8 protein-coding genes and 1 pseudogene are annotated in these 22,482 nt (G+C 60.2%); 4 read left to right on the forward strand and 5 right to left on the reverse strand.

Translation table 11 applies throughout. The features are described 5' to 3' along the window. The coding region (locus tag U1701_RS17925; protein ID WP_332783942.1) for an integrase core domain-containing protein at nt 1-203 on the forward strand (203 nt) is incomplete at its 5' end. A 323-nt stretch (nt 204-526) separates the two neighbouring features. Here U1701_RS17925 and U1701_RS17930 read toward each other — a convergent pair. Then, entirely contained in the window at nt 527-5,572 is a 5,046-nt protein-coding gene (locus U1701_RS17930) for a Calx-beta domain-containing protein (protein ID WP_332783943.1), read from the reverse strand. A gap of 1,339 nt (nt 5,573-6,911) precedes the next feature. Between U1701_RS17930 and U1701_RS17935 the strand changes: the two genes are divergently transcribed. Then, nucleotides 6,912-7,217 (forward strand): hypothetical protein, encoded by a 306-nt coding sequence (locus U1701_RS17935; RefSeq protein ID WP_332783944.1) that lies wholly within the window; start codon nt 6,912-6,914, stop codon nt 7,215-7,217. A 26-nt stretch (nt 7,218-7,243) separates the two neighbouring features. Beyond that, a complete protein-coding gene (locus U1701_RS18805; RefSeq protein ID WP_443026096.1) occupies nt 7,244-9,193 on the forward strand; it encodes a YcaO-like family protein in 1,950 nt (649 codons plus the stop codon). Here U1701_RS18805 and U1701_RS17945 read toward each other — a convergent pair. Both U1701_RS17945 and U1701_RS17950 read right to left on the reverse strand, forming a co-directional pair. Then, nucleotides 9,129-11,135, reverse strand: a complete 2,007-nt coding sequence (locus tag U1701_RS17945; protein WP_332783946.1) for a hypothetical protein — start codon at nt 11,133-11,135, stop codon at nt 9,129-9,131. The genes U1701_RS18805 and U1701_RS17945 overlap by 65 nt on opposite strands. Nucleotides 11,136-11,284: 149 nt before the next feature. Next, nucleotides 11,285-11,740 carry an energy transducer TonB family protein gene (locus U1701_RS17950; protein ID WP_332783947.1) on the reverse strand — a complete coding sequence of 152 codons (456 nt, stop codon included), beginning with the start codon at nt 11,738-11,740 and terminating at the stop codon, nt 11,285-11,287. A 1,296-nt stretch (nt 11,741-13,036) separates the two neighbouring features. Here U1701_RS17950 and U1701_RS17955 point away from each other — a divergent pair. Beyond that, nucleotides 13,037-14,266 carry a glycosyltransferase family 4 protein gene (locus U1701_RS17955; protein ID WP_332783948.1) on the forward strand — a complete coding sequence of 410 codons (1,230 nt, stop codon included), beginning with the start codon at nt 13,037-13,039 and terminating at the stop codon, nt 14,264-14,266. Nucleotides 14,267-14,411: 145 nt separating this feature from the next. Here U1701_RS17955 and U1701_RS17960 read toward each other — a convergent pair whose 3' ends face one another. Then, nucleotides 14,412-21,908: a choice-of-anchor L domain-containing protein gene (locus tag U1701_RS17960; protein ID WP_332783949.1), complete on the reverse strand. Its 7,497-nt coding sequence runs from the start codon at nt 21,906-21,908 to the stop codon at nt 14,412-14,414. Nucleotides 21,909-22,400: 492 nt separating this feature from the next. Beyond that, nucleotides 22,401-22,482: pseudogene (locus tag U1701_RS17965) on the reverse strand (integrase catalytic subunit); the annotation flags it as partial.

The following is a 22,482-nucleotide window of genomic DNA, read 5'->3' on the forward strand; positions in this document are numbered from 1 at the left end:
TCAACGGCGAGATCTTCTACAGCCTCGCCGAGGCAAGGGTGCTGATCGAGGTGTGGCGGCGTCACTATAACACCATCCGACCACATAGCAGTCTGGGCTATCGACCTCCGGCGCCAGCCGCGGCGACACCACCATTGCCGGCCTCCGGCTCCGCTTCGCTCCACCTACGCCCGGCAATGGCGGCGGAGGCCACAATGCACTAACTATCCATCCGGACCACCCGGTGGGGGCTGCTCAGCGGGCGCGCGGCGGCTGCGCGGCACGACGCAAATCGCAATCATGTACATCGCCAGCGGTCGACAGACGATCCTGAAGAAAAGCGCGGGCGAGAACTCGTCGTCGCGCTGGACGCCCGGGGGGGCCTTCGCTTATGTCTCGGGTAGACCTGAGGGCGGAGTCGAGCGTTCTTAGGGCGATGGTGCGAAAGGAATGAAACGGCCATGCACTTTCCAAAGCCAGGAATGCTCGCACCACCTTTTTTCGAGTAGAGAAGGCACAAGGGTTCGACCTGAACCGCTAACAAAGGTCATAAAATATGATTAAGTGCTCCCGCTGGATCTAACGTCGAGCCTATAAGGCTGTACACGTAATAGGACGTGCCATCGCGCATCACCGTGCCGTCGAACTCCAGCGACCGGACGCCAGCGCCGGGCGCGTGTTCGAGTGCGACCGAACCATTGCCGAAGGTGAACACGTTGCCGCGACCGGCGGTGATGATGCCGTCGCTGTTCCTGTCCGGTAGTGCGGTCAGGCTGACGAGGAAATCATTGTCCGAAAAATCGGCGATGCGATCCCGTCCGCCAGCCCCTGCGGCTTCGTATAGGAACGTGTCAGACCCTGTGCCGCCGATCAGGACGTCGCTACCCTGCCCGCCGACAAGCAGATCGTCGCCGTTGCCGCCGTCCAGCGTGTCGTTACCGCCTAGTCCGAAGATGCGTTCGTTGCCATCCCGCCCTTCGAGCATATCGTTCCCGGTCGTGCCGTTCAGCGTCTCGTCGCCGCCGCCAACGACATCGTTCGCAAACTGCGCCAACGCCCGGTTTGGATCAGTAGCCGATCCGACTTTGCTGTACACGAAATAGGACGTTCCGCCCCGCACGAACGCACCGTCAAATTCAAGCGAGCGGACCGTGCCGCCCGCTGACGAAGCGACCGCTACCGAACCGCCGCTCGCCAAGTCGAACAGCGCGTTGTGGCCGGCCGAGATTATGCCGTCCCGGTTGCGGTCGCGGAACGCTGTGGTGGTCACTATGAAATCGTCGCTGCCAAAATCAATGATCCGATCAGATCCGCCAGCGCCGTTCGCGTCGTAGAAGAAAGTATCAGAGCCTGCGCCGCCACTTAGCGCGTCGCTGCCGAGACCGCCGGTCAGCAGATCGTCGCCCGCTCCCCCCTCGATCACATCGTCCCCGGCGTTGCCCGACAACCGGTCATTGCCGCCGAAACCCTGTAGGAGATTTACACCAGCGGTGCCGTTCAACGTCTCGGCAAAGTTGCGGAAGTCGAACTGCGCCAACGCGGGATCGTGATCTGAAAGCGCCGGGTTAACGCCGCCTTGGCTATTATAGCCGGTGTTGATGTGGACCACGTCGTAGCTGGCAACGGCGCTAAGCTGCTGGTCCACCAGAACGTGGTCGATCGCCTGGCTGCGTCCGTCGAAGGCGTAAGTGTAGCGCTCTGCCTCGGTCAGTTCAGTGACCGTCAGGTTGTCAAAGCGCGCGCCGCCTTCACGGGCATTGCCGTTCGCGTCGACGTAGCCGGTCGCCGCCTCGAGCGGACGATAAAAGTAGAAGTCGTTCCAGTCTCCGCCTGCGATGATGCGGTTGCCCGACGATCCGGACTGTACGGTATCGAGCATGTGCCAGATGTCATCGGCGATCTCGCTGCGCTTCTCCCAGCCCGCGTTCTCAGGCTGGCCCGCGTCGATGTTCTGATCGAACTGCCAGAACTGACCCGACCCGCCCTTCGAGGGCAGGTGGTTGGCGGTGACATAGACCGCGTTGCCGTTGAATGTGAATTCGCCCAGCAGCGACTTGCGCGTGTTCGTCCAGTCCGTCGTGTTGATCTGGCCGGCAATCATGCTGTCGTCGAAGGCGATGGCGTCGCCCGCATCGCGAACGCCGTCACCGATGCGGTCGGTAAACGCGCGACGTTCGGCCAGGCTCGCATCGGCGGTCAGGTTGCCGAGTTGCACGCGGTTCGTATTGTACAGGAAGCCAACGCGGATGTTGCCGCTCTGCTCGCCACCTTCGGCATTGTACACGGGCGCCTCGTCCACCCACTGGTAACGCTCGCCCGTCGCGGCATTGACGGCGTCGATCAGTAGCTCCCAGGTGCGCGACGCATCCGTGCCCGTGGTGGATATGCCGTCGCCCGTAGCGGCGCCGTTGTTGTCCTGGATTTCCTCGATCGAGAGGATGTCGGGCGCGCCGAGATTGTTAGCGATCGCGTCCGCCAACGCAGCGAAACGCGCGGTGCCGTCTGTGGGATCGAGGTTCTCAACGTTGAACGTCGCGAAGGTCAGTGCCCGCGAGTCCGCTGCAATGGTTGTGACCTCTTGAACCGGTGTCGTGTCCTCCACGATCGTCACTGGCTCCGTCACGAACAGCTTGAGATCAGTGAAGTCGAATTCGAGGATGCCGGTGACGTCGCCGAGCTTGTCGCCCATCGAAACCGCATCCGTCAGCACGGCAGGAGCCGGCGTCGCAAAGTCGGAAAAATCGAGCTCGAAGATATCCGGATTGACGTCGCCATCGTGTAGGTAGTTGCCGCCGCTGTGCGTATCGTCCTGCGGGTCATCGGGCGTGTTCGGGGGCGACAACGGGGGATCGCCTGCAACCGTGTAGCCGCCGCGACTGTTGATCTGATCGGCATCGGCGTGGACGGTCGAATAAGCCTTGAAGTACGGATCGCCGCCCGTGGTTGATACGAAGCCGTCTGCCGCCACCATGTCGGGCACAGTGATGTGCATGCCCTCAATCGTCTCAAAGAAGTCCAGAGCGTCATTCTCCGGGTCAAAACCGGGCGCGGTGCCGGTGTTGAAATAGTTCGGCACCTCGTCGGTTAGAATCGAATTCGGGATGGCGCGGCCATCCGATCCGTTCAGCACCAGCGTCGGCAGCGCCTGATTCCGGGCGTCCACCGTGATCCCCTCGATCCCCATCAGCACCGTTCGCGGCAGGTTGTCGAACGCTTGGTATTCCATGATGTGTGCGGTGACGGTGACCAAGTCGCCAGCCCGAAGGTCAGGCGTGACCGCCGCGAGCGTGCGTCCGTTGTTGCGATCGTCGCGTGTCATCACGAAGATACCTTCGGAAGTCAGCGCGCTGATGTCCCAGTCGGCTTCCTCCTCCATCAGGTAGAAGCCCTGACGTGCGCCGACGCCGTCGGCCGCGGTGACGACGGCCTGAATGGTGACGGTGATCGTCGACTGGGTGTTGAAGCCGGTCACGCCGTCCGACGCCAGTAGCGCGCTGAAGTGCGCTGAACCCTGGACGTCGTGGATGGCGAAGACGTCGTCAGTCAGGATAGTGCCTCGACCCAGCCCGTCCTGCAGCGTCGCTCCGCCCGTCGCATCCGACAGCGACACGAAGAAGGTCTCAGTGGCTTCGGGTGTCTCGTCGCCGTTCACTGCGACCGTTATGGTGGTGCTGGTCTGGCCCGTAGCAAATTCGATCACGCCCGATGCCGCATCGAAGTCGGTCCCGGCGGTCGCGGTGTTGCTGACCGTCTGGTATGCGACCGAGAACGGCGTCTCGCCGCCGGTACGTGTGACGGTGAAGGTGGCAAAAACCTGTCCACTGTCCCCTTCCATCACGCTGGCGTCGCTGATCGACACGGACGGCGGGAGGTCATCGTCGTTGCGGATAACGGCCTGCCCCTGCGCATCGCTGAGCTGCGCACCGCCGGTCGGGTTCGTCAGGTTGAGGAAAAAGGTCTCATCGCCCTCAGCCAGCGTATCCCCCAGCACGGTGACCGATATGATGGCGCTATCCTGCCCCGCCTCGAACGTCAGCGTGCCCAAAGCGCTGACGTAATCGGCACCGGCGGTAGCGGTGCCGTCGGCAGTCGCGTAATCGACGCTAAACGCGCCTTCGGCACCGTTCCGAACAACGGTGAACTGGACGGTCCTGCTATCGGCATTGCCTTCAGAGAAGCTGATGTCGGTCACCGAAACCTGCGGAACCGCTGCCAAGAAGCTTTGGCCGACGTTGATCGCGCCGGGGGTGTCGTCGGTAATCAGCGCGAAGGTGAAGTCGGAGGCCTCGTCGCCCGATCCGACGCGTCCGATCGATGTGCCCTCAGCATCACCCGGCTCAATCACGCCGGCATCGGTACTGGTAAGCCCATCGGCAGGGCCACCCACCGCAGTGAAACTGCCTTCGTAGCTTAGGAACTCAACGACGCCATTCGGACCGATCAGCGCAAGGCCGTCCGGTGCGCCGTTCTGCAGGCCGGTCGCAGCAACGCTGATCGTGCCGAAGCCGTTCTGCTGATCTGCGATGATTCCCGACAGACCGATCGTGCCGTAGGGCGCGCCGTTATTGCCATTGTACAGAACGATTGAATAGCCCGTCAGATCAAGGCCAGCGACCCCTGCGATCTCGATGAACTCTCCCTCGTCCCCGCTGGCATCATCATAGTGGAACTCGTTGATCCACGGCTGCGCCGCCACAGCCGCGATATCGTCGTTGCGAACGGTGCCCGTTGCCTCGCCGTCAGCGATGCTGGCACCGGCCCCGTTCGACAGTCTCAAGGCGATCGTCTCGTCCGCTTCGAACTGCGTATCGCCGCTCACCGCGATCCGTACCGTTCGGCTGGTTTCGCCATCGGCGAAGGTCAACGTACCCGCTGGCAGGGCGCTCGCCACGTCGGCCGCATCGGCGGTGCCGAACGTCGCGGCATAATCGACCGTGGCTGCGCCGGTGCTACCGCCGATGCGTTCGACGGTAAAGACCATCTCGGTCACGCCGTCATTCCCCTCGTCCACCAAGACGTCGGCGACACTGAACTGGCCGGCTGCGCCGGTCTCGACCGCAAAGCTTGCAGGATAGGCAACACCGGCGGTGTCGTTTACCGTCCAGTTCGTTTCATCGGCGATCGCCGCTAGGATTTCCGCCCTGGAGCCATTGAGCGGCCCTGAATAGGCGGCATTGTCCTCTGCAAATGCCAGCGCGTCGGTGCCAAAGGTCAGACCCGTCGGCACAGCAGTGGTGTTGGTGTTGGTCGCATCGCCGGCATAGGCCGTGTTGGCATCGGCGAAATCGACCGCGAAAAGGAACGTAGGGTTCGCTGCATCGCCGACATAGGCGATGATCGAGTCGCCCGTCGTCGATGGATTGAACGAACCGGTCAGACCCGAGATTGTCACGACCGTACCGATCGCCGTTCCGGCAGGGACAGTGTAGCTGACCGTCCCCTCGCCTGCGCGAAAGCCACCGGCGGCACGCCACCCGTTATCGGTGAAGGTGATCGTCTCTCCGGACAGATCGGCCAGCAGTACGAAGGCGAACGACTTGACCCCCGTGTCGGCGCCATAACCGACGATCGCGATATCACCTGAACTAGCCATGCCCTGCGCTCCTATTGCAACGCCCCCGACCGAGCGGAAAGTCCATCCAGCGCCTGCGGTTGCCGTCGGTCGTGTGAGGATGCCAAGGCACTAGCTCGCGAACATGACAATTCCATTAACGTAGCGTTAACATTCAACGAGTTGGCCGCGCGAACAAGTGGTTGCGCGACCGAGATATCCCGATGGGTGCAACGCACCCCGTCATACACGCTTAAGGATCCCAACGGCCCGAAGGCACATGATGTTCGTTGCCCTCTTGCTAGCAACCCAAGCCACCCGCGACCTCATTCCTGACTGGGAACCGCTACCGCCCGCCACCGCCGAGGTTCGCGCTGCCGAACTGCGAACCAGACTGCAGTTTTCTGATATCCTTCGCGTGTGTAGCGAGGCTCAGGGCACATAAAAAGCTATGCCGATCGGAACGGGCTTTCGATACGGGCGGTTAACGCTTTTGATGAACTGCAAACTTTACGGGCAGCGTTTGCACGACGGCGCTCGACCTGTCCGTTAACGCAGCCGTCGATTACGGTTTACGAAGGCACTTACCCGGACCACGGCGTCTCGATCTTCGGTGGCGACGATCGCCGCGAACGCCGAACTGCCAGGTTTGGGGCCACCTGCAGCTTGAGTACTTCGAAACCAGAGTTGAAAAGCGTTTCGCTTATTGGAACATGCCGTCAGGGCATCCAGAGCCAACGTTGACGCGGACCGGTTACCGAAAAGGCCGACGTGTGCATAACGGTTTAGGCAGTCGTACTAATCGGCGCGTTCCGCCGCGACGCTCAGAGCCGCCTCTGCTACAGCGAGAATCGCAAGGTGCATCATTTGTATCCCAGTCATCGCTATCGCTGATCTGCTTTCCAGACGTTATTCGACATTCCCTACAAATTTCGATCTTTTCTGGAATTTGTTAAAAAGGGGGTTTATTGAAACTAGCTGATACATATCCCGCGAGTCGCATAGTTTGCTAAATAGTATTGCATATTCTAGTATTTCTATAGATTTCTCTGTAACGTGAGGTGCTATATAAGTAGCCTTATGGTCCCGGTAATACGGTTCGCGGTTATATGATATTTTTTGGATAATGCGAGTGCTCAGCACATTCCACTGAGGCGTGGGAATTGCTCTGCCGGCTCAACGCGACAGTTATACGTGGGCTACCCGCTCCAGTACTGCAAAACATGTTTCACCATGTTAAAATGGCGTAACCGTTTTGAATTATACTGCGGTCTCAGTATCGCCGAACCGGCATTATTATTAGGTACCATTTAGGGTGTGCGATTAAATGAAAGATAATGCTTTATTATAATAGCGCTTGACTTAAGGAAGGAAGATGAGCATGGAAGACGAAGAAGCGGTCAGATCCCGCAGTGATAAATCACCCTACTTTATCGTCGAGCTTGAAAAGCCGGGATCTGGTTTTTTAGTATTATGCAAACGCGTTCAGACGTCTGATAACTCGGACTCAATTGGAGGCTTGCCACGCGAGGCGGTATCTGACCTCTTCGAGCGCGCCCCGCTTCGCGCAGTGGCGCTACCAAATTCATCCAATGTGCCTCGGTCCCATCTGAGCAAAGCGATTGAACCACAGCTCTTTACAGTCAATATAAACATTAACGGGTCGCCTGGCGACGGTCGGGAATAAGCGAGATCCGCGCGTACAGACCCTGGCTGGGCGTTGAAGGCCAGCACCGGTCACGGCCGCTCTCATTCACGCTCGCTGCTGCGCAGGAGGCGGGCGTCAAAGCTGGGGTGACAAGGCTCGCTGATGTCACGGGCTTGGGGGGACTTGGCGTACCGACATTTCAGGCAGTTCGCCCATGGTCGCGTTCGCTTTCTGTTAGCCAAGGCAAAGGGCTGACCGTCATGGCCGCCGCCGTTTCCGCGCTTCTAGAGGCGGTAGAGCTCGACTCTGCCGAGCGACTTCCTCCTCCTTCTGGCTTGATGGTGCCACTGCGGGCATTGGGGAATGACGCACTTACAACGTGGTCGTCAGGCATACGCAAACCCGGGGCCATAGCGCTCGATCCAGAGCAACCAAGATTATGGCTAGACGGCTATAACTTGGCTAACGGCCGCACTTCGCCCGTCCCGTTCGATTTGGCTTGTTTGGATGCGACCAAACAGCCTCCCCCCGACGTTCGCCCCATGTCGGTGGGTTTGGCAACCGGGAACACGATAGAAGAGGCTTTGACGGGCGCGGTTGCGGAGGTCGTCGAGCACGATCTGATGACAATGTTTGATGGGCTTCTTCCCGCTCAGCGCCGCGAGATGCAGCTCGACACAGCGAGCGTAACCGATCCTCTGATCCAAACACTCCTGTTTCGATTTGCGTCCAAGGGTTTTGCAGTACGGGTTTGGAGCATCGGTCAAGGTTCAAACGTCGCGGCGTTTCGCTGTACACTTTGGCGCGAACGCGATCGTAACTCCGACATGGCCCCAGTTGCGGGCTCGGGTTGTCATTCCGATCGTCGCGTGGCGCTACTGCGCGCGTTGCTCGAGGCTGCCCAGGCGCAGGCGACCTTGGTTGCGGGCGCTCGCGACGATCTTCTGCAAAGCGATTATATAGGCGGGGCCAGTCGCCAGATGGCGCTTGTCTTAGACACTCTATCTTTCGGACCCGGCCAACTCGCATGGGCCGATGTGCGTGACCACCCGCCGGGGCGTTCACACTTGGATGCACTGCTTGAATACGCCAGCAATTGTTCGACCTTGCCGGTCATAGCGGCCAGTCACCCTCAGCCGCACTCGGCACTTCACATAGTTCACGCTTTCGCGCCGGGTCTACGTCAGGTCCAACGGCTGCTGATGAACGGCGCTGCCAAGACAGCCGTCCGCCCCCTTCCTAAACCTGCCGTAAGGCGACGTCGAGCCGCACTGCTCCCTGTTGTATTCGCTGGACCTAGTCTTCCGCCTGGTTTCGCCGCCCCAGGCATCGAACTACGATCGCCCGCTGTATGTGGCGACCTAGCAATGCTTCTTGCCGACCCGCCCCCGGCGGTTGGCCTAATTGATGGCTGTTTTGAGGTTGCTCCGACCGTTTGGCATAAGGAGATCCTTGACCTCCTTGCGCGAGGCGTACCGGTGCTGGGTGGAGCAAGCCTTGGAGCGATCCGTGCGGCAGAGCTAGCAGCCGCAGGAATGCGAGGGATCGGCGCAATATTTTTCGGCTACGCTTCAGGTGCAATCCGGCGCGACGATGCGGTGATGATAGATCATGCGCCGGTTGAACTGGGCTATCGACATCTCACTGTCGCGCTTGTCGACGCCGAAGCCGCGCTTTGGCAGGTTGATATGCCCTCTTTGGAACGGCGAGCACTCCAGCGCATCGTTCGCACCGCTTCATATCACGAGCGTACCTGGTCATTTTGTCTGCGCCGCCTTGCGGAACAGATTGGCCAATTGCCGACTGTAAGCGCGCCTACCTTTAGCATGGTGCCCTCACTTAAGCGAAAGGATGCGCTTGCTCTTATCGCGACAATTTCAGTAGCAGCCGCCACGGGAAATTTCACGCGATTACGTCCACCGCTCACCGCAGACTATCTTCGGATGCTTACTACGCTTCCGCAAGGACGGCCGCCAGTCCGCCGTACAAACGCTGACGGTGTGTCGCGAGCCTGACAGGGACTGTGTCGGCGAACCATTGAAGAACGTCGTTTGTCGTTGGCGTGCGGGCAGGTTGCCACGCTGCATGGAAGCCTTGCAGGAAAGCTGGACGAACGGCATCGGCAACACGTGCACCCGCTTTGCCTAGCTGGCTGAGATTTGCCAGCCTTGCAGCCAGGTACAGGATGCCCACCTCGCCCGACACCTCAAAATGCTCTTCAGCCTCGACAACGCGGCCGCCGAGCAAGAGCACGACGCCGTAATCTGCGTGATAATCGGGAGGAGGAAACGGATGTAAGCGGAAAACGCGCTGCATTAGCGTCTCGGCTTGCGTGAGTTCCCCAAGATAACATAGTCCTGCGGCGCACGGGTTGATCGTGTCCGCGTCATGCGGCAGAGTTGCGACTGCCCGCTCGAACCCCTCCTGCGCCAAACGCCACTCGCCCCCGCGCAGCCGGCACCATGCCCGTCGCACTTGCACTTCGACATTGTTAGGATCGATCCTAGCAGCCTCGCGGCTATGCTTGTCGGCAAATGTGCGAAAGGCAGCGACATCGTGGCCTGCCATCATCTGCCAAAAGTCGGTATGGTACATCCGCGCAAGCAAAAGATGCGCTCCGAGATGACAGGGATCGATTTGCACCACTCGATCGAGAAGCGCGCATCCGCTCCGTGCGGCCTCCAACGTACGTGCGCTTTTTATTTTAAGTCGTGCCTCAGTGTAAAGTAGAGCAGCGTCCCGATCGTTACCCGTACGCTGCGCCAACCGTGAAGGTAGATCGCGATTGATCGAGGGCAGCACGGCGCCTACCGCACGTTCGACAACGCGGTCGACGGTTGCGGCAGGGTCCGCGTTTTCAAGCCGAAGCTGCTCGGACCAGATCACAACATTCGACTGGAGGTTGCTAAGCTGCAGATTAACGCGCAGGATGCTTCCTAATCGGCGAAGCCGCCCTGAAAGCACATAGACGCCAACCGCGCCGGCGCACATTGACTCAGCTTGTCCGGCATGGGGAGCATTCAGCGTTACCACGCACAGGTCGGGCAATTGGATCAATGCGATCCTTATGTCCTCTTCACAGATCGCCGCGAGGTCGGCGTCCGGGCCATCGGTTTCGACCAACATCGGAGAGACGATTATGGTTGGCGGCGCAACCGGACGGGCGCGCAATCTTTCGGACGACAGCGCAATGGCCGCAACATCGCCGGCCGAATCCTCACTCCCTTGTTTGGTTAACGTTGCAAACATTGCCCGAGTTTCGGACGATGGAACTGCTCCGAACTCACGTCTAAGCCCTTCTTCCAGTCGTTTAAACCGGCGGTGCAGAGAGGCTCGATCGTCAACGAGCTGATCTATTTGCATGCCCAGCCGCGCGATTTCTTCGTTCAACGGGTCGATTTGATCGAGGCCGCGCAGAATCATCTTGAGGTCACCGGAATCAGCACGCTCCAGCGTCTGATTGGCTGCTTTGAGAACGATCGCTATGATTGCTTCGTGCCGATGCGTCCGTTCGATACAAAGCCACTCGTCGTACCCAGCGGCAAGGCCGTTCAAATCATCGCCGAAGCCACCGTTGAGTTGGGCCATAAGGCGCGCCAACTCAGGCACGTTACGGGCCATGGCTGCGCTTTCGATCTCGTGGAGATCAGTCGTGATTCGACACGGATTTATCGTAACACGATCACGATAAACGAAAAGCAACGCGCTTCCTGATGCGCAACGGCGAACCTCTGCTATCGCTTGGCGCAAGCTGCCTCGAGCCTGTTCATCTGCCCGGTCGCTCCACAAAAGATCGGCCAGCCGGTGGCGACCTGCACTTTGCGATGGCACTACCGACAAATAGGCAAGCAGCGCGCGCGTTTTACGACTTCGGGGCGATATGTCCTTTCCGCCTTCGCATAAGCGAACTTCGCCAAATAATCGAAGCAATAAAGTTGGCGCTTCAGCATCGACCACACGCTGCCTCCAAGCAGGCTGGTACGCAGCCAATCTGCTGGTCAATAGTTAATTGAACTATCGTACCTATGCCTCACGCAATGATAAGCGACAAGGCGAGAATGGCATTGCCGCTCCCGCCTTGTCACTCAGACTATCTGTTGGAAGGTTCAGTGCGGCCCTAGCAGAGCAACCTGAACCGGTGACAGCCGCTTCGCCAGCTGAGTGTTGCTGCTCGACGCTTGCGCCCGTAATGCCTTCAGCTGGCGTACATAGCCTGCATAATCCGACATATTGCCGATCAGCAGATTCATGCGGATGCGTTTTCCCTCAAAACCCGCTGGCAGAGGCGGCAAATCGCGCAAGCGCCGCATAGTAGCTAGTGCTGCGCGCGTCAGCTTGGAGTCTCGGCTGTCAATGATAACGTCGGTAACTTGACCCGTCTCGCTCCGTTTGAATGTTGCAGTGACGAGCCCATCAGCAGAGCCAGTTGGCATTTCGATGTTCGCATCCAGCTTATTACTTACCTGCTTCACCCAGTTATCGATGGGAGTCTGTGAGACAGCGGGTGCGACCGGAAAGAGGACCGCAACGGCGGTAGCAAGCTTGACAAGAATGGACTTCATTTCCCTGATCCTCAGCTTTTCTCCCGACGTCGATCGTCCGGGTGCAGCCCTTGTGCATTCGCGCGTGTGAGCCGAGGCGAGACCTGTTCGTAAAAAAGGCGTGAAAAGTCCGTGAAACTCAATTCCCGCCCCCGAGCCCGGGTATCGCCGAGGGAGGTAGATATCCGAAGACAGAATCGTCCCGACGTGAGCTGCGGGTAGGTCGAGGGCGATAGTAAGGTCATGAACAGCTAGGGATATACCTCGCCGACTTCATGGCAACCGCAACTTCGCCCACCTGCCTAAGACCCACAGCGGTTTTACACCCTACGAGTACATCGTCAAAATCTCGACCTGGAAGCAGACCGGTTCCTAGTTGAGTCCATCCGCCACGGCTGGGACTAAACACCCTAAACGCGTTCCCACCCGAAGGCGTTAAACGAATGGCTGGCTCAGTAAAGAGGAGTTGACCCGGCAAGGGATATGATGAAAAACTTGATGATACTTCGGGCAAAGGTTGTTAGATGCTGTGAGTGGATATAATAGCAAGGCCGATCTACTCATCGCGGAGCTGGCAAAGTCGACGCAGGTCGAGCTATTGAATGCTCAGTTCAACGGCGAAAGGTGGGAGCTCAAGGGAGCTTCCGATCAGGCTATCGCGGAGCTGCTCGCTCAAAATCTGATCCGACGCCGCGTTGATCGATTGGAAGTGACAGTAACCGGGATGCACGCCCGGGCTGCAGTAGCCCGGCTCAATCGACCACAAGTTACTTATATAAGGGGCGAAGTGAATCTAACTGGGTCTTACTTGGCTGAACCGTAGTTTGCATTTCATGCTAAGGCTCGAGTGTTCACTTTTACCCATTCAGAACGGCATGGATTTTAGGCAACTGGACAATAGCGTAGGGCGGTAATGGTGGTATCGAAGATGGCATCTGAAGCGACCGCAAGGGCTGCAAATCGAGTTTACCGTCCTTGCGGTGATCGGGTGTCTTCCACGTTCCTCGGCGACAACAGGACGCGCACGTACATTAGCACTACCCGCGGGATCACCTCCGGTGACAAGTTGAAGTAACGGAACGGACTAACAGGCTTGCGGGCACGGGGCGCGCCCTGCCCTACCCCTGCTTACCTGCAGGTTCATTAGACTTGACGAAACCCTACCCCCCTTACCGGCGAATGCATTTGGTTTAACGAAGCCTTTTCAACCAGTCCAACGCTGAGTTGTGCCGAAACAACGGCAACCGATCTTCCCCGATCAGCGATGACAAGCATGCGCGCGGTCGATACGTATAGGTGCAACGCGTGGAGGTGATTTTGGATATTTTGTTCATTCACCAGAACATGCCGGCGCAATTCAAGAACCTAGCACCCGCGATCGGCGCCTCGGGGCGCCACCGGGTGATCTTCGTGACGCGGGTCAAAGGGCCTGACTTGCCTGGGGTACGCCGCGTCGGATACGAGGGCCCCCGGCCGGCAGGCTCCGCGACACACCATTACGTCCGGCTGTACGAAGCCGGCGTCCGATACGGTCAGCAGGTCGTGCGCCAGCTGCAAACGCTCAAGCGCGAAGGATTCGACCCCGCGATCGTGATCGGCCACCCCGGATGGGGGGAGATGCTGTTCGTCAAGGACGTGTTCCCGCGCGCGGTCGTGCTGTCCTATTCCGAATTTTACTATCGCGGCAGCGGCGCTGACATCGGTTTCGATCCCGATCACCCGGCCGATCTGGAGACGGTCTGCCGTGCCCGTGCGCGCAACGCACACCTCTTGCTAAGCCTGGAAATGGCGGACGCGGGACTGTCTCCAACGCGGTGGCAGCGTAGCCTGCATCCCGGCATCTTCCTGCCCAAAATCCAGACGATCTTCGATGGTGTCGACACTGATGTTGTGAAACCCGATCCTGCCGCCGCGTTCCGCCTGGCCGACGGCCGAACGCTTACCCGCGCGGACGAAGTCCTGACTTATATCGCGCGCAATCTGGAGCCCTACCGTGGCTATCCGTCGTTCATCCGCAGCATACCCGCGATCTTGGCGGCCCGGCCCAACGCGCATATTGTCATAACCGGAGGCGATCAGGTCAGCTATGGCGTACCCGCGCCCGAAGGAAAAAGCTGGCGTACGCACATGGAGGAAGAAGTGCCGCTGGCGGGCGCAATGGGCGCGGGCCGAGTTCACTTCACCGGCAAATTGCCCTATTCGCGCTACCTGTCGCTGCTACGCGTGTCGACCGCGCATGTCTATCTGACGGTGCCGTTCGTCCTGTCCTGGTCGTTCGTCGAGGCGATGGCATCGGGCTGTGTCATGATTGCGTCCGACACCGCGCCCGTCGTCGAGTTTATCGATCCCGGGCATAACGGCCTGCTGGTGCCGATTTACGATCCCGCCGCCATCGCGGACTGCGTTGTCGCCACCCTCGGCGACCGCAGTCAGCATCTACGCCTGCGGAAAACCGCACGCGCCACCGTGCTGGAACGCTATGCGCTTGCGCGCTGCCTGCCCCAGCAGATCCGTCTAATCGAACGGCTGACCGACACGGTCATCTGATCGACCCTGCAGGTTCGACCCAATCTGCACTGTGTTTTCAAGGCGACTGGGTCTGCGTTAGGGTCAAGGTGCTGGTTCGTTGCTTGGCGTGAGGCAGGCAAACGTCAGTTCAGTTGGTGTGAAAATACCCGCTAGAGGTAGCGAATCAGCCGATCAAGCTGTCGGTGATCGAATGATACGTCTGGCTGTAGACGTAATAGAGAACGCCGCCGCGGTTGATCGTTCCGTCAAATGCGAGTGACTGGAGCGAAGCGCCCGCGGTGTCGGTCAGCGTCACGTCGCCGAACGGATTTGTTGGGCTGACATTGCCGCCATGCGCCGCGTCGAAATAGCTGTTGCCGCTCAGCGCAAGTTTGCCCATCGACAGGGCGATCTTCCCGTCATTGTCGGCGTCGTAGAGGCGGCTGGTGGTGACCAAAAAGTCCTTGGCACCGAAGTTCGCGATCTTGTCGCGGCCCCAGTTCACGTCGAGGTTAGTGTCAAAGAGGAAGATGTCCTTCTTTTTGTCGCCTGCCCCACCCGTCAGCATGTCATCGGCGAGCGTGCCCTCCTTTGTCGATTTCGGCCGGACTGATCCGTCGGCGTAGACCCAGTGACCGTCATCATCGGTGCCGATCAGCCGCATCGCCTTGGGGCCGCTGGTGAAGCGGATCGTATCCTTCCCTGCCTCGGCGCCGTCCAGGTCGAGGACGCCGTTCCTGCCGAAGGTGATGACGCCGTCGTTGTTGCTGTCAAACACCTGCATATCGACGATGAGGATGTCGGTCTTGCCAAAACCGTTGATCGTATCCTTTCCGCTTGCAAGTCCTGGTTCGTAGAAAGTCGTCGGCCCGGGCCTCGCCGTCCCGTCGATCACGTCGTTGCCGACGGTAAAGCCGATTGCGACGTCGCCGCTCAGCCGTTCAAAAATCAATAAGGGATCGGTGAGCGGCACAGGTGGCGTCACGTCGATGATCGGTTCCCCGACGAACGTTTTGAACGAGTCGGACTGGATCAGCAAGCCGCTGTCGAGATAGGCGTCGCGGCCATCCTTGGCTTCAATCGTCAGGACGTTGTCGGCGCCCGAGATCAGCGGTCCCGTTATCACCAGCGTGTGGGTGTAGGCATCTGCCTTGATGATGTCAGCCAGTGGTGCGATGCCGGGATCGTTGAACACGATGTCGTCGTTGGGCGAAAGCGCCAGCGCCTTGATCGACAGCGCGTTGCCGTTGTTCAGCGCGCCGATTTCGATGCCGTTCAGCTTTATGCTGAACAGGTCAGTTAACTTCGTGCCGTCAAACTCGGGCAGTTCCTCTGTGAACAGGACGACGTTCATCGAAAAAGCGGTATCGCCCGCCTTCGGAGTGAAGCGGTAGGTCATCGACGTCGCGTCGTCGGTTAGCCCGGGGGCGCCGAGATCGGTCGACAGGTCGCCGGTCGGCGCAATCGTGTCGCCCGAGACGTCGATCGTGCCAGTAACGGTTTCGGTGCTGATCCCCGCCTCGGCGATGTAAAGGTAAAGGGGGCCGTCGGTTGACACGGACTGGGTCAGATCGAAACCGATCGAGCCGCCGTCGCCCAGCGTCAGCGCGCCGTCGACTCGCGACGGCGGCGGCACCGAACCGAAGCTGTCAAATCGGACCAGTGTCTGATCGACGAGGTCGGTATTCACCGCGCCGAGCACGTTTTCTTGATAAAGGTATGTCGTGTTGGTCGGCTCGCGTTGCGTGCCCTGCCCGAAGGTGATCCCCGCCGACGAGAAGTCGAAAACATCCAATTTCGGCAGGACCGCCGGATCGTCAAGATTAAGCGCGGTCGCATTGGCAATGAATTTCGTGCTGAGCGCGACTGCAGCAAGATCGAAGCCGCTGGCCTCGCCGCCGCTGCCACCTACCAGCGACCCGCTGTCGCTCAGCTTAATCGAACGCAGATCGATGTTCAGCCCCGACAGATCGGCGCGGAAGATGGTATTGCCACCCGACGTGCCGATCTTGGTAAAGGTTACCGGGATCGACGTCAGGTTGCTGCCGCCGCTTTCGGCGGTGTTTTTGCCGGGCAGGTCCTCCGCGATGCCGGTCGACAGGATGATGCCCTTGCCGAGCCCGAACGGGTCGTTGACGAAGGTGCCGAACGCCTCCGCGCTGCCACTGAGCGACAGCGAGGTCGCACTCGCGCCGGTAGCGGCGTCGATCATCGCCTTGAAAGCCCCGGCGTCGCTCTGCTGGACGACGGTAAACGGATCGCCGACCAGGTTGGTTTGCATCTTCGTCGCGATCGCCGCCGGCAGGGCGGCGTCGACAGGCACGGGGGCGACGGCTTCGAGCAGTGATCTGGAGAGGGCGGCGCACGCGGCGACGTCCTCGGACGTGACGAGCAACGCGCCATTCGCCGAGGCGGCCCCGCGCCCGCTTGCGCCGCCTAAATAGGTGAACGCCGGATCGTCGAGCGTTAAACCGAAGATTCCCCGGACCTCCGCCACGCGCTCGTCATCGGCGTATTCGCGATTGTTGATATAACGGATTGTCGTGCCGGTAGCGGTCTCCTCCAACCGATACTGAGTGGCGTCGCCATAGAGCTGGATCGTGTCGCCTTCATCGGCGTCAAAATCGGTGATGATGGCCCGGCCCGGGTTGTCGTAAAAGCCTCGGTAAAAGCCGAAGTCTTCGTAGAGCACGCCCTCGTTCACACCGACGACAAAGGTGTCTGCGCCCTCGCCACCGGTCAGCGTGTCCATTTCATAGGCGTCGTAATCGTCGCTGGCGACCGGATTGCGGGATACGACCGGGCGGAAGCCGGCGCCCTGCAGGAAGTCGTCACCCGCGCCGCCGTCCATTACGTCGTTGCCGCTGCCGCCGAAGATCAGGTCGTCTCCATCGAGGCCGCGCAAGATATCGCCGCCGGTGACCGACGGCCGCGGATCGCTATCCTGAGTGCCGCCGCCTGGGCTGTCCTGTCCGGTGTCCTCGCGCGACATCGCGCGTTCCGTGCCAACGATGAAATCGTTGCGGTTGCTGCCGGTGACGTCGAGCCGCTCGATTCCGGTATAGACGAGGTCGTTGGGAGAGTCGGTCGGCACCCGCTGCGGGAAGCCGCTGTCGCCATAAAGCTCGGTGTCGACGGTAACATAGCGGCCGATGTTGGTGTCGACCTCGTATTGCGCGAAGTAGGTCGACGCAGTCGTTTGCGCGAAGAGCGAGAAAACGCTCGCATTGGCGGATATGAGCCGCTGGTCGCCCGACAGCGACGAATAATCCAGCACCAGCGTGTCGCCTGGCGTACCGATAACCTTAGCGAAGTCGACGATCTCCGCGAGCGACCTGCCGTTGCCGTCTACCGTGACCGGAGTCAGCCCGTCGGTGTTGAACCCGCCATCGACATAATCACGGCCCAACCCGGGGGTGATCGTGTCATGACCATCGCCGCTGATGAAATAATTGTCGACCGCGCCATATTGCGTGATTGAATCGTTGCCCATCCCGGTAGCCACGCCAGCCAGCTTCTCGAAATAATAGGCCGCGCCGCCGCTCGACAGACGCAGGTTGGTGCCGAAGTACTGGGTGCCGTCGCCGGGACCGCCGTTGATGCGAACGTCTTCTGTTACGCCTGCCAACGAGATCGACAGCGTGTCGATACCCGCCCCGCCGTTCAGCGAGAAGAGCGGTGCAACCTGCGGCGTGTTGATGACGACCGCCGCGGCCGCCACGCCGATAACCGGCCCTTGCTGTCCGACCGTGAAGCCGTACAGCACGCCGTCGTCGCCGCGCCCCGCCTTCACAACGTCGGCCCCTTCGCCCGCGAAGATCGAGTCGTTGCCCGCGCCGGTAACGATCCGGTCGTCGCCACGTCCGCCATAAACAATGTCGGCGTATCGCGTGCCAACCAATTCGATCTGTTCGATATCGCTGTAGTTGACTGTATCGAGTGTGCCGACGCCGGTGGCGTCGTAGTGCGTGAAGGTGCCGTTGTGGCTGGTGCCGAAAAAGCCGCCGGTCACGCCACGCCCGACATCCGCCGGCGCGCTCGAATAGTCAACCTGGAGCGTATCGGTCCCGCCGCCGCCATCGACCGTCTCGGTCACCGCCTTACCGTAGATGTTCGGGTTGATGATATTGTCGACTGCACTGCCGGTCAGCGTGTCGCCGTAACGCGAGCCGAGCACATTCTCGACGGTCGAGCCGAAGGTCGAAAAGTCGAACGTGAAGATGTCGCCTTGCGCGGTTCCGCCGGCGTTGGCGGCAAGCCCCGACAAATTGACCTGTACCCCCTGCAAAAAGGAATCGTCATATTCGACCCAGTCAATCCCGGTGCCACCGTCGATCGTGTCAGCACCGGCACCGCCCACCAGATGGTCGAACCCGCCCCAGCCGTCGATTGAGTCCGCCCCTGCCCCGCCGAGGATATGGTTGTCAGTGACGTCGCCGCTCAGCGTGTCGGCAAACGCACTGCCTGTTAAGTTCGCGAAGGTGCTGATCCCGCGGAACGCGTTAGTCGCCTGGACGCGCATTACGATCCGGTCGGGAGCGTTGCTGAAATCATCGTCTTTCTCGGTAAGGCCGAGATCGACGTTGACTGACACGGTCGCCAGTTCGTAGCTGAGTGTGTTGAGACCGTTGCTGCCGTCGAGCAGGTCGCCGTCGCCACGTCCGTAGACATAATCGTCGCCGTCGCCCGCTAGTACGGAGTCCGTGCCGCCGCCGCCATCGAGAGTGTCATTGCCCGACCCGGCGTCGAAGATATTGTTAAGGCCGTTTCCCACCATCCGGTCGTCGAAGACGGTGCCCTGAATGTCCTCCAGATTGACCAGCACGTCGTCCTGCGCGTCGCCACCGATCTGGTGGTAACGGTTGAGGTCGATGTCGACGCCAGCCCAGGAAAAGACATAGGTTGTCGCATCCTCACCGCCGCGGCCGTCGATGTAGTCGCCGCCTGCGCCGCCCTGTAGGTAATCCGATTCGTTCCCGCCGCCGAGATAGTCGCCGCCTTCGCCGCCCTCGAGATAGGTCTTGAAGTCGGCACCATCGGCGTTGATCGTGTCGTTGTAATCGGTGCCGACGACGTTCTCGATATTCGTCAGGACGTCGCCGGTCGCATCGCCCCCTGAAGCAGTGAAGGCGGTATTGCTCAGCGCGATCGTCACGCCGACCATCACGTCGCGGTTGGCCTGCGAATAGTCGACGGTATCGATGCCGTCGCCGCCGTCGAGCGTATCGGCGCCCTTGCCGCCAGACAATTGGTCGGCCATGTCGCCGCCAAACAGCTGGTCGTTGCCGTCGTGGCCCTCCAGCACATCCTCTTCGCCGTCGCCGTGGAGGATATCGGCTCCCGCGCCGCCGATGAGCAGATCGTCGCCGCCGCCGCCATGCACGTCGGCAGGGGTCATCACGTCCGACTGGATGATCAACTCGTCGATGCCGTTGGTGAAGTCGGCGCGGATCACCCCGTTTGCAGTCACTCGCTGGGTGACCCCGAAGGCCAAGATGTCGAGCTGCGTCCCGTCCACCGTCGTGACGCCGTCATCGTCGGTGTTGCGAGCGCGCCCAATGATATAACCTTCGTTGAAGCTGTCGTCGTCGGGGGTGCGCGGGTCGTTGTCGTTGATCAGTTGATGGGGCACGCCGTCGTCTCGGTCCGCCACCTTGCGCAGATCGGCACGCTCGCCAACGTTTAGCAAGGTGTTCGCGCCTTCGATCGTTGCCAGCCCGGGCGCGTCGGGGGTCGGCACAGCGGTCGGCGGCGGGCATTTGAACACGTTGAAGTCGGCGAGCTTTGCCTCCGCCAGCGGCACGTTCTTGGTGACGCTAAACGGCCCAAAGCCGATTTCGAAGTGGAGCTTGACCGAAACTCCCGCGGTTCCCTCGATCGGGGAGAAGATGCAGCCGATCGGGTCGATACTGGGCCGGAATTTGCCCTCCGCGTCCCTCCCTCCCAAAAATGCATACAAGCCGAAGTCGAAGCCCGCGCGTACCGTCACTTCGCCGAACCCGAAGCCTAGCCCGGCACCGCCGAACAGACCCGTCGTAAGAGAGCCGGCGGGAGCAAACTTCTCTTCAGGGAAATGGGAGTTGATGTACCCGCCGGGCGTCGAGAAAAAGAAGCCATCCTCGATCTGGCCCGTTCCCAGCCCCTTGCTATCATAGCCGACATCGATGTCGATCGTCGCGCCTACGTGACCGCCCAGCTCGAAGCCGAGCGGACCCAGTACCGGAAAGAACTTGTGGAACTCGTCGCCCAGCGTGAGCGCCGGAACGTCGAACTTGACCAGATCGACGGGAGTTGCGGGAGAGAAGAGAAGCGTTAGGACGCTCGCCGGATTGTCCAGGAGGCCGAAGGAGAAGCCTCTGCTAGGGCCAACCGCCAGCGCCGACATCCCGTCGGCCACGAACGGTTCGGGATCGCTGTCGATCAGGTTGGTGAGATAGTCGAAGATTTCGCCTGGCACCTTGTCCTTCAGCGCTGCCTTCAGGCTGTCGGCGATCACCGTGGGATCGGCGGTGGACGTTAGCGTGCCGTCGGCCGCGCGCGTGCCGCCGCCGAAATCGATTGTGCCGACATCGCTGACCGAGTCGATCTTGCGCAAGATGTTTATGATGGCGAGCAGCTGATAGAATGGGCCGATGAGCTGTTTCTCGTCGGGCTGCATGCCGACGACGAGATCGCCGAGAGACACCTTGTTATCGCTGCCACCGCTGATCGATCCAACTTGGTCGAACTGATGCAAAAGCCCGGGAATGACGTGGGCGATGTCGTCGAGCACTGGGATCGGCGCTGTGGCGATGTCAACGATCTTGCTCAGGGCGCCCGCGTTGAACAGGTCGCCAACCTCCTGCGCCGTCTCGCCGACGATGCCGAGATACGATTTCAGGTCGACGGTGATATGATCGACCGAGACGGTCGGGGCCGCCGTGGGATCGTCGGAAATCGGATAGTCGATGACCAGATGGCCGTCGATATCGGGAAGCAGCTGGATCGGCAGCGACCCCTTTGTCGATTCGAAGTTCAGGTCCAGCTTCGCGCTCGCGGTCAGTGTGGGATCGACGGTGATCGTCCCGCCCGCGCCGTTGTCGAGATCGAGGTCGAAATGCGCTGCAAGTTCGGGGACCAGCGGATCGGCGTCGCTCAGCCTCACATGGACCACCCCGAGATCGGTCACGAAATCGGTGAGCGACAGGTCGGCGGTGACGTCGACCGCCAGTTCGGGCGCAGCCTGATCCTTGAGCGTCAGGTCACCGTCCGGTGAGATGGCGATCGTCGTGTCGAGTACCGCCTTGATCGTAGCGCCGGTGGAGACCGCGAGCTCCAGAAACCCAAGGTCGCCGGTGTCGATTGCCCCCTCGCCGGTTTCGATGGTTTTGGTCTCCAGTACCCTGATCTCAATGCCGCCATCGCCAGTCTTAGTCGCGACGATCGCACCGGGGTCTACCGCGTTGATCGCATCAACGACCGCCTGAGCCGAGTCGGCCGACGGTAGCGACGCTATGATCGCGTCAATCAGTTGTCCCTTCAGAGTTTCGAATGCCGCGGTGATGGCGTCGGCACCCGGCAGCGCACTTGCGGCGCCGATCAGCGGCAGTGTCTTGCTCGTCGCCTGGTCAACGACCGCGGCCTGGATACGATCAAAGAATTTGCCAATTTCGACAGCAACTTGTTCTTTGGTAAAGGACATAGTCTATCCCCCGTATGGAGAGGCGCTATCTGGCATTATCGAAGGCCCTTCGTTGCCGAAAGCTCGTCATTGTGCGACATTGGTGATCGTCTACGCTTGGTCAGATCAAAGCGACGTCGGCCGTCCCCGAACGATTGTTTCCTTGAGCTTGCTCGTACAAGAACTCTGCACATGGTAATAGCACTGAGTCTGAGCGTCGAGCAAGTCTATCGATGTATCTGGAATAATGTTAATATTAAAGGTACATCAAAAGTCTGACATACTAAGGTTAGCCGGCTTGATCGGGACATACCGCTAACGCGTCCATAGCCAAGATTGGCGCCGGACGACCCCCGAGAGTTGTGACTTGCGCCTAACGATCCAAGCAATCGTACCAGTCGGCTGCTCGCTCGAAGCCGTCGCAACGGCGAGGATCGCAAGGTGCAACATGTGTACCCCGATTGTTGCCATGCTGACGCTGGGCAGCCCCCACCGGGTGGTCCGGATAGATAGTTAGTGCATTGTTGTCTCCGCCGCCATTGCCGGGCGTAGGTGGAGCGAAGCGGAGCCGGAGGCCGGCAATGGTGGTGTCGCG

Source organism: Sphingomonas rhamnosi, assembly GCF_036663615.1.
Lineage (GTDB): Bacteria > Pseudomonadota > Alphaproteobacteria > Sphingomonadales > Sphingomonadaceae > Sphingomonas.